Source organism: Sphingobium sp. MP9-4 (assembly GCF_005281675.1).
Lineage (GTDB): Bacteria > Pseudomonadota > Alphaproteobacteria > Sphingomonadales > Sphingomonadaceae > Sphingobium > Sphingobium yanoikuyae.
Window position 1 is genome coordinate 177372 of the sequence record NZ_LUFI01000001.1, and the last position, 15702, is coordinate 193073.

13 protein-coding genes are annotated in these 15702 nt (G+C 63.4%); 11 read left to right on the forward strand and 2 right to left on the reverse strand.

The window, feature by feature from the left end:
- The first annotated feature begins 17 nt into the window (after window positions 1–17).
- The 8 genes from A0U87_RS00830 (at window position 18) to A0U87_RS00865 (ending at window position 10445) form a co-directional block, all read left to right on the forward strand.
- A complete protein-coding gene (locus A0U87_RS00830) occupies window positions 18–1439 on the forward strand; it encodes a BNR-4 repeat-containing protein (protein WP_048937245.1) in 1422 nt (473 codons plus the stop codon).
- A gap of 12 nt (window positions 1440–1451) precedes the next feature.
- The gene (locus A0U87_RS00835; protein ID WP_048937096.1) at window positions 1452–2408 is read left to right on the forward strand and encodes an alpha/beta hydrolase; all 957 of its coding nucleotides are present in this window, start codon (window positions 1452–1454) and stop codon (window positions 2406–2408) included.
- Between the two features lie 122 nt (window positions 2409–2530).
- Window positions 2531–4750: a S9 family peptidase gene (locus A0U87_RS00840; protein WP_048937244.1), complete on the forward strand. Its 2220-nt coding sequence runs from the start codon at window positions 2531–2533 to the stop codon at window positions 4748–4750.
- A gap of 157 nt (window positions 4751–4907) precedes the next feature.
- Complete coding sequence (locus A0U87_RS00845; RefSeq protein WP_004207185.1) at window positions 4908–5933, forward strand: aspartate-semialdehyde dehydrogenase; 1026 nt, start codon at window positions 4908–4910, stop codon at window positions 5931–5933.
- Window positions 5934–5941: 8 nt separating this feature from the next.
- Window positions 5942–6625 (forward strand): DUF2238 domain-containing protein, encoded by a 684-nt coding sequence (locus tag A0U87_RS00850; protein WP_048937095.1) that lies wholly within the window; start codon window positions 5942–5944, stop codon window positions 6623–6625.
- Window positions 6622–7383, forward strand: coding sequence for an alpha/beta fold hydrolase (locus tag A0U87_RS00855; RefSeq protein ID WP_122928053.1), 762 nt, complete (start codon window positions 6622–6624; stop codon window positions 7381–7383). The genes A0U87_RS00850 and A0U87_RS00855 overlap by 4 nt, the downstream gene beginning before the upstream one ends.
- 58 nt (window positions 7384–7441) lie before the next feature.
- Window positions 7442–9265 (forward strand): M2 family metallopeptidase, encoded by a 1824-nt coding sequence (locus A0U87_RS00860; RefSeq protein ID WP_137405181.1) that lies wholly within the window; start codon window positions 7442–7444, stop codon window positions 9263–9265.
- Window positions 9266–9296: 31 nt separating this feature from the next.
- Window positions 9297–10445, forward strand: a complete 1149-nt coding sequence (locus tag A0U87_RS00865; RefSeq protein WP_048937092.1) for a GGDEF domain-containing protein — start codon at window positions 9297–9299, stop codon at window positions 10443–10445.
- A 36-nt stretch (window positions 10446–10481) separates the two neighbouring features.
- On the opposite strand, the gene A0U87_RS00870 is transcribed toward A0U87_RS00865, so the two are convergent.
- Together A0U87_RS00870 and A0U87_RS00875 are read right to left on the reverse strand one after the other, a co-directional pair.
- On the reverse strand, window positions 10482–11936 hold the full coding sequence (locus tag A0U87_RS00870; RefSeq protein ID WP_010338771.1) for an AMP nucleosidase: 1455 nt from the start codon (window positions 11934–11936) through the stop codon (window positions 10482–10484).
- 93 nt (window positions 11937–12029) lie between these two features.
- On the reverse strand, window positions 12030–12512 hold the full coding sequence (locus tag A0U87_RS00875) for a peroxiredoxin (RefSeq protein WP_048937091.1): 483 nt from the start codon (window positions 12510–12512) through the stop codon (window positions 12030–12032).
- 144 nt (window positions 12513–12656) lie between these two features.
- On the opposite strand from A0U87_RS00875, the gene A0U87_RS00880 reads away from it, so the two are divergent.
- From A0U87_RS00880 to ahcY, 3 genes are all read left to right on the forward strand, one after another.
- Window positions 12657–13217, forward strand: coding sequence for a YqgE/AlgH family protein (locus A0U87_RS00880; RefSeq protein WP_048937090.1), 561 nt, complete (start codon window positions 12657–12659; stop codon window positions 13215–13217).
- 170 nt (window positions 13218–13387) lie between these two features.
- On the forward strand, window positions 13388–13993 hold the full coding sequence (locus tag A0U87_RS00885; protein ID WP_048937089.1) for a hypothetical protein: 606 nt from the start codon (window positions 13388–13390) through the stop codon (window positions 13991–13993).
- A 119-nt stretch (window positions 13994–14112) separates the two neighbouring features.
- A complete protein-coding gene (ahcY, locus tag A0U87_RS00890) occupies window positions 14113–15531 on the forward strand; it encodes an adenosylhomocysteinase (RefSeq protein ID WP_010338767.1) in 1419 nt (472 codons plus the stop codon).
- Window positions 15532–15702: the final 171 nt, after the last annotated feature.

Here is a 15702-nt window from a genome sequence, read left to right on the forward strand (position 1 = left end):
ACAAGTGGGAGAGGAAGATGAAGCGTTTCTATGGACTGGCAGGGGGACTGGCCCTTGCCGGAACGGCGTCGGCCGCGCTGCTGCTGAGCGATGCGACAACGACGGGCACGGGTACGGCGGCGACCAGCGCCATCGCCAACTGGGTCAGCCTGGGCAGCCCGCTCCAGGCAACGGCGGAAGAACCCATGGCCGCTGCGCTCGCCGCCAGCATCAGCGTCGAGCGGGTACCGCGAGACGCGGATTCCTCCAACCAAGCCGCCTGGTGGGTGCCGATTGCGCTGGCCCCCGACGGCACGCTCTATGTCGCCTTCGACAGCCCGCCCGCGTCCGGCGCGGCCGGCAGCCACGAGGTCAAGATCGGCAAGCGCGACACGAGCGGCATCTGGACCTTCGCCGTGCTGCGCAATCCCGATGGCACGGTCTGGACCGAGGCGGACGATATCGGGCACAAGCAGCCGACCATCGCGGTCGACGGCGCGGGCGTGCTGCATGTCTGGGCCGACATGCACAATCTGTCGGATGGCATGCGCTATTTCCGCGCCGATGCGCCCGGTGGCATGAGCTTCACCCGCCAGACCGATATCCCCGCCACCGGCCTCTATACCTATCCGGTCGCCAAGCGGGCGCCCAATGGCGACATCTATCTGATGATCCGCAGCTATGACGCGGCAACCTATGATGGCGAGGGTGAACTATATCGCTGGGCGATGTCGGGCGGCAGCGGCGCTTGGAGCCATGTCGGCACCTTTGCCGCCGCCAATGATGCGGTCGTCTATCCCGACGACATGACATTCGGCAGCGACGGCAGCGTTCATCTGCTGTGGGAATGGGCCAAGTCGCTGCCCCGGTCGCTGCGCCATTATGGCAGCTATCTGCGCTATTCGCCGACCGGCGGCGGCTGGAGCTATGCCGATGGCACAGCAGCGACGCTGCCGGTGGGCCTCGCCAATGCCAAGCTCTTCTTCCTGCCGCTCCAGTCGGGCGAGGTCTTCACCACCGACCAGACGCTCAAGGGGTTGCAGAGCGCTAAGCTGGCGCTTGACGATTATAATCAGCCGACCATCGCCTATCGCTATCGCCCGACCGATGGCAGCGGGGACGCCAATTTCGACGTCTGGCGCGTGCGCTGGAGCGGCACCGGCTGGACCAGTCGGGAAAAAATCTTTGCCGCCAGCAACAATGTGCCCGCGGCGCTGGGCATATCGCGCACGGCGGCGCAGGTCCGCGTCTATTTCGCCACCACCGGCGAAGGGCTGCGCCAGGGGCTGAAGACATCGACGGCGTCGGGCTGGACGATTACCGACCTCGCGCCCGGCAAGGCGATAACCCGGCTTGCCACGGTGCCGCTGTCGGCCGACACCGACATCATCTATGGCGCCGCGCCGACCGATGTGAACAGCACCACCGGCAGCGTCTATCTGACGCAGGTCACGAACTGAAAGGGAGACGGGATGATCGGCAGTCGACGCGAATTTCTGGCGGCGGTGGCAAGTTCACCGTTGTTTGGCCGCTTTTCTGCGGCCACCGACGAGCCGACGCAGATCATCCCGCTCTGGCCCGACGGCGTGCCGGGCGGCAAGATACCGGCCATCACCGAAGTGGTGGACGACCAGATCGACACGCTGGGCTATCGCTATCGCGTTGGGATCCATGTGACGCGGCCGACCCTGTCTTGGTTCGCGGCGGCCAAGCCCACGGGCGCGGCGGTGCTGATCATTCCTGGCGGCGGCTATTCGCGAGTCGGCATCGATCGGGAAGGCTATGAATGTGCGCGCTGGATGGCCGACATGGGCATCCATGCCTTCGTCCTGCGCTATCGCCTGCCGGCCGATCGCTGGGCGGCGGGAGCTGATGTCGCTCTACAGGATGCGCAGCGGGCGATGCGGCTGATCCGGGCCGGGCGCAGCGGCGGCTGGACCGTCGATCCGCAGCGCGTGCTGGTGCTGGGGGGCTCCGCCGGCGGCCATCTGGCCGGCAGCCTGTGCATGCGGCCCAACGACCGCATCTATCCGATGGCGGAAAGTGCGGACCATCTGTCGGCCCGGCCGGACGGGGCGATCCTGCTCTATCCGGTAGTGACGATGGCCGGCGCCACCAATGGCGGGAGCCGAAGGTCGCTGATCGGCGACGATCCGACTGAAGCGCAAATAGCTGCCTATTCGCTGGACAAGATCGTGGCGTCGACCACGCCGCCGATGATCCTGTTCCATTCGGTCCATGACCGCACCGTACCGGTCGACCAGTCGCTGACCTTGTTCGGCGCGGTGCGCGCGGCGCAGGGGGCGATCGACATGCATTTGTTCGACGAGGGCAGTCATGGCGTCGGCCTGCGCGGCGACCCGGCCCAGCCCTTCGCCGACTGGCCGGTGATCGTGCGCAAATGGCAGGTGCGGAGCGGGCTGGTCTGAGTGTCAGGGGCTCCCGCGGAAGGGGGACATATTCTTCCAACCGATTGATCTTTTCCGTCGCATCGCGCTAAGCCCGGCCGATATTGTGGCGCCCGATCGGGTGCTGCCCGGAAAGGATGAGCATGTCCCCATATCTGAAGGCCGGCGCTGCGTTGGGCGCCTTGCTGCTGTTTCCCGTCACAGCCGCGCAGGCGCAGCAAAAGCTGACGCTGGAGCGGGTGTTCGCAAGCCCCGACCTTGCCGGCCCGCAGCCGCGTGCGCTCAAGCTCTCGCCCGACGGCAAGCTGGTGACCCTGCTCAAGCCGCGTGCCGACGAGAAGGAGCGGCTCGACCTGTGGGCGATCGACACCGCAACCGGCGCCGAACGCATGCTGGTGGATTCGAAGAAGACCGGCAGCGGCGCGGAACTGAGCGAAGCGGAAAAGATGCAGCGCGAACGCGACCGCTCGGTCGCTGGCAGCACCGGCATCACCAGCTATGACTGGTCGCCCGATGGCAAGACCATCCTGGTGCCGGTCGATGGCGATCTCTATCTCGCCGCGCTCGACGGCAAGGTCACCCGCCTCACCGACACGCCGGACGGCGAACTCAATGGGGTAGTCAGCCCCAAGGGCGGCTTCGTGTCCTTCGTGCGCGGCGGTAACCTGTTCGTGCAGCCGATGAACGGCAGCGAGAAGCAACTGACCCAGGGCGCCAGCGATACGGTCAGTTGGGGCGTGTCGGAATTCGTCGCGCAGGAGGAAATGGATCGGCGCACCGGCTATTGGTGGTCACCGACCGACGCGATGATCGCGGTCGCGCGGGTTGATGAAAGCCCGGTCGGGATTGTCACCCGCACCGCGATTGGCGGGGAGGGCACCAAGGTTTATCAGCAGCGCTATCCGGCTGCCGGCACGCCCAACGCCATCGTAGACCTTTTCGTCATGAAGGCGGACGGCTCAGGCCAGGTCCAAGTCGATCTCGGCGCGGACAAGAACGTCTATCTCGCCCGTGTCGACTGGTCGAAGGATGGCAAGACCCTCTATGTCCAGCGCGAAAGCCGGGACCAGCAGCGCCTCGACCTGCTTGCGGTCGATCCGACGACCGGCAAGGCCAAGATCGTCCTCACCGAAACGTCGAAAAGCTGGATCAACCTCAGCAACAATTTCATGCCGCTGAGTGACGGCAGTTTTCTGTGGTGGTCGGAAAAGACCGGCCATGGCCATCTCTATCATGTGCGGGGCGGCAAATGGACTGCGCTGACCAGCGGCGAATGGGAAGTACGCGATATCGTTGGTGTGGATGAGGGCAAGAGCCTGGTCTATTTCACCGGCAATCGCGAGACGCCGCTGGAGCAGCAGCTCTATGTCGCGTCGCTCGCCAAGGCCGGTCCACTCAAGGCGCTGACTGCCAAGGGCTGGTGGAACGATGCGGTGATGGATGGTGCGGCGAGCCGGATCGTCGTCTCGCGCCAGAATGCCGACCAGCCCAAGCAGGTCTATCTGGCTGATAGCAGCGGCAAGCAGTTGCAGTGGATTTCGGAAAATGCGCTGAAGGGCGATCATCCCTATGCGCCCTATCTGGCGAGCCATGCCAGGACCGTTTTCGGCACCGTCAAGGCGGCCGATGGCAGCACCCTCTACACCAAGATGCTGACCCCGCCGATGCAGCCGGGCAAGCGCTATCCCGTCTTCATGATCCATTATGGCGGTCCGGGTGCCGGGCGCCAGGTGACCAACACCTGGAGCGGCGCGCTCAACCAATATCTGGTCGACCGGGGCTGGATCGTCTTCTCGATCGACAATCGCGGCACGCCCGATCGCGGCAAGGCGTTCGAGGACCAGATCCATCGCGCCATGGGCACGGTCGAGGTCGACGATCAGTTGAAGGGCGTCGAATGGCTGAAGGCCCAGCCCTTCGTCGATCCCAAGCGGATTGCTACCTATGGCTGGTCCTATGGCGGCTATATGTCGCTCAAGCTGGCGGAAAAGGCGCCGGGCACCTTCGCCGCGATCGTCTCGGGCGCGCCGGTGACGAAATGGGAGTTTTACGACACTCATTATACCGAACGCTATCTGGGTCAGCCGCAGGACAAGCCGAGCGCCTATCCGGGGTCGGATGCGGTCGATGATGCGGTGAAGATCAAGGATCCGCTGCTGCTGATCCACGGCATGTCGGACGACAATGTCGTGTTCGATAATTCGACTGCGTTGATGGCCAGGATGCAGGGCGCGGCCGTGCCGTTCGAACTGATGGTCTATCCGGGGCAGACGCACCGCGTCGGCGGTCCCAAGATCAGCGTTCACCTCTGGACCACGATCGAGAATTTCCTGCGCGATCAAGGTGTCGATCCGGCCAAGTGAAGGCCGGGCGTGAGGAGTAAGGGATGGGTGGCGTCGGCCGTGCCGGCGCCACCTCCCACCCCGTGACTATCGCTGGCAATAGCCCTTCTTTCTGGACAAATCGCGCCACTGCGCTATGCGCCACCCCGCAATACTGCATGGAGTGGAGTGTTAAGTCATGGGTTATAAGGTCGTCGTCGTTGGTGCCACCGGTAATGTGGGCCGCGAGATGCTGACCATTCTCGCCGAACGCGAATTCCCGATTGACGAGATCGCGGCGGTTGCATCGCCCCGGTCGCAGGGCACCGAAATTGATTTCGGTGACACTGGCAAGACACTCAAATGCAAAAATATTGAACATTTCGATTTCACCGGCTGGGACATTGCCCTGTTCGCGGCCGGCTCCGGCCCGACCGCCGAATATGCGCCCAAGGCGGCGGCGGCCGGCTGCGTCGTGATCGACAATTCGTCGCTCTATCGCATGGACCCGGACGTTCCGCTGATCGTGCCCGAAGTGAACCCGGACGCGATCGATGGCTATGTGAAGAAGAACATCATCGCCAACCCCAACTGCTCGACCGCGCAGATGGTCGTGGCGCTCAAGCCCTTGCATGACGCCGCCAAGATCAAGCGCGTCGTCGTCGCCACCTACCAGTCGGTGTCGGGCGCCGGCAAGGAAGGCATGGACGAGCTGTTCGAGCAGTCGCGGAACATCTTCGTCGGCGATCCGGCCGAGCCGAAGAAGTTCACCAAGCAGATCGCCTTCAACGTGATCCCGCACATCGACGTCTTCCTGGACGATGGTTCGACCAAGGAAGAATGGAAGATGGTCGCGGAAACCAAGAAGATCCTTGATCCCAAGATCAAGCTGACCGCGACATGCGTGCGCGTGCCGGTGTTCGTCGGCCATAGCGAAGCGATCAACATCGAGTTCGAGAATGAGATTTCGGCGAAGGAAGCGCAGGACATCCTGCGTGAGGCGCCGGGCATCATGCTGGTCGATAAGCGCGAGGACGGTGGCTACATCACGCCGATCGAATGCGTCGGCGATTTCGCGACCTTCATAAGCCGCGTGCGTGAGGATTCGACCATCGAGAACGGCATCAACCTGTGGTGCGTCAGCGACAATCTGCGCAAGGGCGCGGCGCTGAACGCGGTGCAGATCGCCGAACTGCTGGGCCGTCGCCACCTCAAGAAGGGCTGAGCCCGAAGATGATCTCCGGCGCTGTCGCGGCATGGAAGGCCCTTCCTGTCGCTCAGCGCCGGATGATCGCCGCCTTGCTGGTGGCAATCGGGCTGGCCAATGTCACGCAGCCCTTTCCCGACCTTGCCCCGTTGCAGCATGGGCCGACATTGCTGCTGACGCTCACGGCGCCCTGGCTGCTGCGGCGCTGGCCGCTCTCGACCGGATCGGTCGGCTGCATCTGGCTGTTCCTGCTGCTCCACACCTTCGGCGCGCGCTGGATCTATTCCTATGTGCCCTATGATGACTGGGCTCGGATGCTCAGCGGTCATGATATTTCCAGCCTCCTCGGGCTGCAGCGCAATGCTTATGACCGGCTCGTCCATTTCGCCTTTGGGGCTTTGCTGACCGCACCGGTGGCGGAGATTGCGCGACGCAGGGGCGGCCTATGCCATGGCTGGAGCCTCGCCTTCGCCTTTGCCGCGATCGGCCTCGGCAGCGCGCTTTACGAGATATTCGAATGGCTGCTGACGGTGATCGCCGCCGGCGAGACGGCGGACTATTATAATGGCCAGCAGGGCGATGTGTGGGATCCGCAGAAGGACATGGCCGCCGCGCAGATCGGCAGCGCCCTTGCCCTGATCGCGCTCTTGCGCCGGCGCGGCGGAGATCCTATCGGCGAGGCCCCAAGCCCCGAAGGACCAGCGCAATGACCGACCTGCAGATCGAACGCCATGATATCAAGGGCCTGGACGGCCTGCCGATCGCGGTGCATGTCGTGGGACAGGGGCGCGATTTGGTGCTGATCCACGGCTATTTCTCCAACGCCTGGACCAACTGGATCCGCTACGGCCATGCCGCCAAGTTGGTGGAGGCGGGTTTCCGCCTGATCATGCCGGACCTGCGCGGTCATGGTGAAAGCGGCAAGCCGCATGACGCTGCGGACTATCCGGCCGATGCGCTGACCGACGACAATCTGGCGCTGGTCGAGCAGATGGGGCTCACTGACTATGATCTTGGCGGCTATTCGCTTGGCGCGCGTACGACCGTGCGGATGCTGGCGCGCGGCGCGACGCCGAGTCGGGTGATCCTGGCTGGCATGGGACTGCGCGGGCTCACGAAGACGCTCGACAAGGGCGGCTATTACAAGAAGGTGCTGACCAATCTGGGCACGTTCGAGCGCGGTACGTCGGAATGGATGACCGAGGCGTTCCTCAAGACCACCAAGGGCGACCCGGTGGCGATGCTGCATATCCTCAATACCTTCGTCGATACCGACGAGGCTACCATTGCCGGCTTCCAGCAGCCGACCGAGGTGATCTGCGGCGCTGACGATCAGGACAACGGCATCGCGCAGGAACTGGCCGATGCGCTGCCCAATGGCCGCTATGTCGAGATTCCGGGGAATCATATGAACGCGGTGACCCGCAAGGAACTGGGCCAGGCCATGGTCGATTTCTTGACTGCTTGACTGTCTCGCCCGCCTAATCCACCTTGGCCCCATAAGAAGACCTGAGGGGCCAAGTTCCATGAAAATCGCCATTTCGATCGCCGCGCTTGCGGCTGCCCTTGTTGCATCGCCGGTGCTGGCGCAGCAGGCGCCGACCACGCAGCAGCCGACCGCTGCCGAGGCAGAAGCCTTCCTGACCAAGGCGGAGAAGGCGCTGTTCGATCAGTCGCTGATCAGCAGCCGGGCCGCCTGGATCAACGCGACCTACATCACCGACGACACCGACGCGCTCGCATCCTATTTCGGTGCGATCGATACGACGATGCGGGTCGACTATGCGCTGGAGGCCGCCAAGTTCGCGACCGCGCTGGGCCTGAGCGAAGAGACCAGGCGCCGCCTGACGCTGCTGCGCACCGCGCTGACCTTGCCCGCGCCGACCACGCCGGGCGCCTCGCAGGAACTGAACGATCTCGCGACCAAGCTCCAGTCCACCTATGGCAAGGGCAAGGGCACGCTGAACGGCCAGCCGATCAACGGCAGCGACATTGAAGAGAAGATGGGCACGGACCGCAACCCGGACGAGCTCAAGGAAATGTGGGTGAGCTGGCACGACAATGTCGGTGCACCGATGCGCGGCGACTATGCCAAGCTGGTGACGATCGCCAACCAGGGTGCCAAGGAACTGGGCTTTGCCGATACCGGTGCGATGTGGCGGTCCAAATATGACATGCCGGCCGATGACTTCGCCAAGCTGACCGACAAGATCTGGGCCGAGGTGAAGCCGCTCTACGATGATCTGCACTGCTATACCCGGACCAAGCTCAACGAGAAATATGGCGATGCGGTCCAGTCCAAGACCGGGCCGATCCGCGCGGATCTGCTCGGCAATATGTGGGCACAGGAATGGGGCAGTATCTATGACATCGTCGCGCCCGCCGGTGCCGGTGACCTCGGCTATGACATCACCGACCTGCTGACGGCCAAGAATTACGATCCCATCAAGATGGTGAAGACGGGGGAGGGCTTCTACAGCTCGCTCGGCTTCGCGCCGCTGCCCCAGACCTTTTGGGACCGTTCGCAGATTACCAAGCCGCGCGACCGCGAAGTGATCTGCCATGCCTCCGCCTGGGATCTGGATAACAAGGACGATATCCGCATCAAGATGTGTACCAAGGTGAATGGCGATGATTTCGTCACCATCCATCATGAACTGGGCCATAATTATTATCAGCGCGCCTATAATATCCAGAAGCCGCTTTATCTGGACGGCGCAAATGACGGCTTCCACGAGGCGATCGGCGATTTCATCGCGCTGTCGATCACGCCCGACTATCTGGTGAAGATCGGCCTGCTCGATCCCGCCAAGGTGCCGGGCACCGACAAGGATCTGGGCCTGCTGCTGCGCCAGGCGATGGACAAGGTGGCCTTCCTGCCGTTCGGCCTGCTGATCGACAAATGGCGCTGGGGCGTGTTCGACGGATCGATCCCGGAATCCAAATATGAGTCGGCCTGGACCGACCTGCGCCGTCAGTATCAGGGCATCGTCCCGCCGGTGTCCCGTGACGAGACGAAGTTCGATGCTGGCGCGAAATTCCATATCCCCGGCAATACGCCCTATACCCGCTATTTCCTGGCGCGCGTGCTGCAGTTCCAATTCTATGAGGCGGCCTGCCGCCAGTCCGGCTGGAAGGGGCCGCTCCACCGCTGCTCCTTCTATGGAAACAAGGCGGTAGGCGAGAAACTTGATGCCATGTTGAAGATGGGCGCATCCAAGCCCTGGCCCGATGCGCTGCAGGCCTTCACCGGCAGCCGTGAGATGTCGGGCAAGGCGCTGGTCAATTATTTCGCGCCGCTTCAGACATGGTTGAAGACGCAGAATAAGGGCAAGTCCTGCGGCTGGTAAGTCGCCGTAAAAATTGGTAAATGGCCGGCGCATGAGCGCGCCGGCCGTTATTCTTTCCCTGCTTTTCGGTACTGCCCTGGTGATGACCATCGCCATGGGTGTTTCATGGCTGCATTTCGGCCGCCAGAGGCATGTGCTGACCTGGACAGCGTCCTATGCGGTCGCCATCCTCCAATGGATCGCCAATGCAGGTGGCTATTTCCTGCACAGCCGCTGGCTGTTCATCCTGACCGGCATCGGCCTCATTGTAAGCGCGTCGTTACTGGCGATCGGCATCCGTCAGCGTTCTGGCCGCCCCTTGCAGTTGCTGGCCTTTGCCGTCCCGGCTGTCCTGGTGAGCCTGGCAATGGCGATTGCGATCGGGCCAGTGGGTAGCCAGATCATGCAGGGGATGATCATTCCCGCCTATGTCGGTCTGCTCATGGCGGTCAGTGCGCTGTCGCTCTGGCCGCGCAACCGGTCCTTCACGCCGCCCGAACTGGCCTTCTTTGCCGCGCTGCTTGCCTTTGCCCTGGGCCAGCTGGCGTTGGCCGCATCGGCAGCCCTGATCCGCGGCCCGGAGGACGGCAAGGAACTTTATCGCGCGATCCTCGGGCTGTTCATGCCGACCGTCTATGTCGGCACGGCGGTCACGGCCGTGCTGGTGGTGGCGGGCGATCTTGCCCAGCAGCTTCGGCAGCAGATGATGCATGACCCGCTGACCAACGTCCTCAATCGACGCGGTATCGAGGAAGCGGCCGAACGGGCGATCGCCAACGCCCGGCGGCAGGGGCGACCGGTCGCGCTGGTCATCTGTGACCTGGATGGCTTCAAGGGGCTGAATGACGGCTATGGTCATATGGCGGGCGATGCAGCGCTGCGCGGCTTTGCCCATCTGCTGACCAATGCGGTGCGGCGCGGCGACGTCGTCGGCCGGCTCGGCGGTGACGAGTTCGGTTTGCTGATGGTCGACACCGGCGCAGAAGTCGCGGCCGACGCCATGGAGCGCGTGCGCGCCGAAATCAGTTGCCTGCGCCTTGGTGAAGCGCCGCACGCGCTGCTGCGGGCGAGCTTTGGCGTTACTGATTTGCGACCGGATGATCGGGAACTGGACGACCTGGTCGCGCGAGCGGATGCGGCGCTCTACACCGCGAAGCGAGAGGGCAAGAACCGGGTCACGGTATCCCGCGCCGCCGCCTGATCCGTCGGATCGGGCGACAGCGCGGACATTTCTGCCTTACCGGAAAGGCGGCTCGTTGAAGGCGCGCAGCTTGCGGCTGTGCAGCTTTGGACCTTCCTGACGCAACAGTTCGCAGGCCATCAGGCCGACACGCAGATGGCCGGCAATGGCTTCCTCATAGAAGCGGTTGGCCTGGCCGGGCAGCTTCAGTTCGCCATGGATCGGCTTGTCCGAGACGCAGAGCAAGGTGCCATAGGGGACGCGGAAGCGATAACCCTGCGCCGCGATCGTGGCGGATTCCATGTCGATGCCGACCGCGCGTGACAGGCTGAAGCGCAAGGCGGAGCTGGAATAGCGCAATTCCCAGTTGCGATCGTCGGTCGTGACGACCGTGCCGGTGCGCAGGCGGCGCTTGAAATCCTCCGGATTGCCGCCGCCCAATATCGCTTCGGCGGCGCTCGCCATCGCGACCTGAACCTCGGCGATCGCCGGCACCGGGATTTCCGGCGGCAGCATTTCGTCCAGCACATGGTCGTCGCGCAGATAGGCGTGGGCCAGCACATAGTCGCCGATCCGCTGGCTGGGGCGCAGGCCGCCGCAATGGCCAATCATCAGCCAGGCTTCCGGGCGGACCACGGCCAGATGGTCGCAGATGGTCTTGGCGTTGGACGGGCCGACACCGATGTTGACAAGGGTGATGCCGCTGCGATCCGGCGCGATCAGATGATAGGCCGGCATCTGATGCTTGCGCCAGGCGCTGTCGGCGATCATCTGGGCCGGGTCCGCCGTTTCAGGCGTCACGAAGACGCCGCCGGCACCGGACAGCGCGGTGAAGCGGCTGTCAGGACGCTGCAGTTCCTTGCACGCCCAGTCCACGAACTCGTCGACATAACGATGATAGTTGGTGAACAGGATATAGCGCTGCACATGCTCGGCCGGGGTGCCGGTATAGTGCTTCAGACGCGCCAGCGAGAAGTCGGTTCGCAGCCCGTCGAACAGGGCGAGCGGGCGGTCGCCTTCGGCATCCGGCGTGAACAGTCCGTCGGCGATCTCGTCGCCGATCTCGGCCAGTTCCGTTGCCGGGAAGTGGCGCGCCAGCTCGGTCGGCGGTGTGCCGTCGAGCGCATTGATGTCGAGCCCGTCTAGGACGTAGGGGAAGGGGATCTGCTGATCCGACAGGCCCGTTTCGACCTCCACGCCATAGTCGCGAACCAGAAGGTCGATCTGTTCGGCGAGATAATCGGCGAACATGGCGGGCCGGGTGACCGTGGTCACATAGCGGCCGGGCTTCGACAGGCGGGCGAAGGAGCGGCCCGGCGGCGGCGCCTGGCTGTCATCCTGATAGGTGACCCGCAGTTCGGGATAGCAGAAGCGCCGGTCGGCCCGCGCCTCGGGCGGCGGGATGCTTCCGTCGCGGGCATAGGCACGCATGGCCTCCCGCAGATTTTCAATGGATGTCTGATAGATGGCGTCGAGTTGCGCGACGATCGCTGTGCCGATGCTCTGTGTCATCACCTCTTGCTACCGCACTTGTGTGACGGAAGGAAGATGCCAGCGAAACAATCGCACGCCCGACCGATCCGGCCGGGCGTGCGACCCGAAAATTCAGAGCTGTTCGAGCATGAAGTCGGCCGAGGAGACCTTGAAGTCGCCCGGTGCTTCGACGTTCAGTTCCTCGACCACGCCGTCCTTGACGATCATCGAGAAGCGCTGGCCACGCTCGCCAAGGCCGAACTTGCTGCCGTCCATGGTCAGGCCCACGGCCTGCGCGAAGCTGCCATTGCCGTCTGCCAGCATCGTCACCTTGTCATCGGCGCCGGCCGACTTGCCCCACGCGCCCATGACGAAGGCGTCGTTGACGGCGGTGCAGGCGATCTCGTCGACGCCCTTGCCCTTGAGGGCATCGGCTTTTTCGATGAAGCCGGGCAGGTGCTTGGCCGAGCAGGTCGGCGTGAAGGCACCGGGCACCGAGAAAAGGGCAATGGTGCGGCCTGCGAAATATTCGTCCGAAGCAACCTGTTCGGGGCCGTTTTCGGTCATCTTCGTGAAGGTCGTGCTGGGAAGGCGATCACCCTTGGCGATGGTCATATCTTGTCTCCTGGCCTGTGGCGTCGCGGAGTTCGTTGCTCGCGCCTTCGCTGTCAAGGGTGCGGGCGCGGAATATGGCACGATGCCCCTTTGTCGCGACGGTCGCCGATTGGCATTGGCGCGTTTCTGCCTATATTCGGCAGCATGACCGATCCGCGCTTTTTTGGCGGCCGCTTCCTACTGGCATTGCCGGGCATGGAAGATGAGCGCTTTGACCATTCCGTGATTGCGCTGTGCGTGCATGACGAGGATGGGGCGCTGGGCATTTCTCTGAGCGAGGAGGTCGAGGGGGTCGGCTTGCGCGACCTGCTCCAGAGTTTCGATATCGACGCTTCGGCCATTCCTGACCAGCCTGTTCTGAAGGGCGGGCCGGTGGAGCCGCGGCGCGGCTTTGTGCTGCATTCGCTCGACTGGGCCGGGCAGGACATGGTGCAGTCCGGGCCGGACTGGGGCCTTTCCGGCTCGCTCGACATATTGAAGGCCATTGCCGAAGGGCGCGGCCCGAGCCGCTATCTTGTCGCACTGGGCTATGCGGGCTGGGGCGCGGGCCAGTTGGAACGGGAAATGGCGGGCGAAAGCTGGTTCCTGGCCGAGGGCGATGCGGCCCTGCTGTTCGACACGCCTGCGCACCGCAAATGGCGCGCCGCCTATGCCGCTGCGGGGGTCGATTCGGCCCATCTGGTGAGTGGCGGCGGGTCGGCCTGACTTTTTGATCCGTTGCGCTGTCGATTTTTGGCCGTTTCAGGGACAGAACAACAACAGCCATTGGCCGCTTGTTCTGTCATCGTAACTGAACCGTTTAGGGTAAATTCGCCTTAACCATAATGCGATAGAATACGGCAATCGGTCCCGCCCATTCTCTGTCTCTGGGGAATATGCGGGGTTATTTCATGAAGAAGATTATCTGTGCGGCGCTTGCCGCAGCGATGCCGCTCGCGCCGGCGTCGGCAGCGACCTGCTGGAAGAAGGATCATGTCGAGGCGGCGCAGGTCCGCAATTTCGAGATGATGCTGATGGTGTCGGCGCTTCGCTGCAACACGAGCGCCTATGATTTCCTGCCGGCCTATAACCAGTTCGTGCGTGAAAAGCGGACGGCCCTGGTCGAGGTTAATGACGCGCTGCGCAGCCACTTCGCGGACGTTGCAGGGCTGGAGGGCGGCCTCGACGCCTATGATGATTATGTCATCATGCTGGCGAACAGCTATGGCGCGGGTGCTGGCGGCCTCGAATGCCGGGATCTTCAGGCGATCCAGGCGGCGGCCAATGCGGTCCCGGCCAATCGGGCTGCGATTTGGAAATTGTCGGAATCTGCCGGCATCGCGCCGCGGATCGATGCGCCCCAGTGCGACATGGCGATCGCCCTCGCCAATGATCTGCTGGCCGACGAAGGCGTGAGTGGCGGCTCTGTGGGCCGATCCATCGCCATGGCCGAAGGGGCTGCACGCCTGCCGTCCGCGCAGGTTCGGGGCCCGGCCAATTAACACATAAAGAAAACTTTATATTGAGTTGCCATGCTTGGCGGCGATTGGTAAAGCCCGACCATCGCCGCCGCCTTCCTTATGCCGGCGGCCGGTCAATTTCTAATGATGGAGACAGGCTCGTGGCCACCGTACCCGCTGACAAGGCGCAGGATTATGTGATCGCCGATATCGGCCTTGCCGCCTTTGGTCGCAAGGAAATCGAGATCGCCGAAACCGAAATGCCCGGCCTGATGGCTCTGCGCGCCGAATTCGGTGCGTCGCAGCCGCTCAAGGGCGCGCGCATCACCGGCTCGCTGCACATGACGATCCAGACCGCCGTGCTGATCGAGACGCTGACCGCGCTGGGCGCGCAGGTCCGCTGGGCGACCTGCAACATCTATTCGACGCAGGACCATGCCGCCGCCGCGATCGCCGCGTCGGGCGTGCCGGTCTTCGCCGTCAAGGGTGAAAGCCTTCAGGAATATTGGGACTATGTCGAGCGCATCTTCGACTGGCACAATGACGACAGCGGCGTCTGCAACCTGATCCTCGACGATGGCGGCGACGCCACCATGTTCGCCCTGTGGGGCGCCCGCGTCGAAGCTGGCGAAGAGCTGTTCACGCCGTCGAACGAGGAAGAGGAAATCTTCTGCGCCGTGCTGAAGCGCGTTCTGGCCGAGCGTCCGGGCTTCCTGACCAAGACCGTCCAGTCGATCAAGGGCGTGTCGGAAGAAACCACCACCGGCGTTCACCGCCTGTATGAACTGTCGAAGAAGGGCAAGCTGCCCTTCCCGGCGATCAACGTCAACGACAGCGTCACCAAGTCGAAGTTCGACAACCTCTATGGTTGCAAGGAATCGCTGGTCGACGCCATCCGTCGCGGCACCGACGTCATGCTGGCCGGCAAGGTCGCCTGCGTCGCCGGCTTCGGCGACGTTGGCAAGGGTTCTGCTGCCTCGCTGCGCAATGGCGGCGCCCGCGTCCTCGTGACCGAGGTCGATCCGATCTGCGCCCTGCAGGCCGCGATGGAAGGTTATGAAGTCGTGACGATGGAAGAAGCCGCCCCGCGCGCCGACATCTTCGTTACCGCCACCGGCAACGAAGGCGTCCTGACCGTCGATCATATGCGCGCCATGAAGAATATGGCGATCGTGTCGAACATCGGTCATTTCGACAGCGAGATCGAAATCGCCGGCCTCGCCAACATGAAGTGGACCGAGATCAAGCCGCAGGTCGACGAAGTCGAGTTCCCCGATGGCAAGAAGATCATCGTCCTGTCGAAGGGCCGTCTGGTCAACCTGGGCAACGCCACCGGCCACCCGAGCTTCGTGATGTCGGCCAGCTTCACCAACCAGACGCTGGCCCAGATCGAGCTGTGGACCAAGAGCGAGACCTACGGCAACGACGTCTACGTCCTGCCCAAGCATCTGGACGAGAAGGTCGCCGCGCTGCACCTGGAAAAGCTGGGCGTGAAGCTGACCCAGCTCAGCCAGCGTCAGGCCGACTATATCGGCGTGCCGGTGGAAGGCCCGTTCAAGCCGGACCACTACCGCTACTAAAAATTGGAAAGGGGGAGGGCCATCCTCCCCCTTTTACCTTATCCGATGCTCGGACCATGCTGTGCCGGGCATTCATCATATCTGAGCGCTTTCCGCCGGCGCCAAGTTGCGTTAGGCCCGTGGCCATTGGTCTGTATGAACGATAAACAACTGGTCGCGAACGGGATGGGA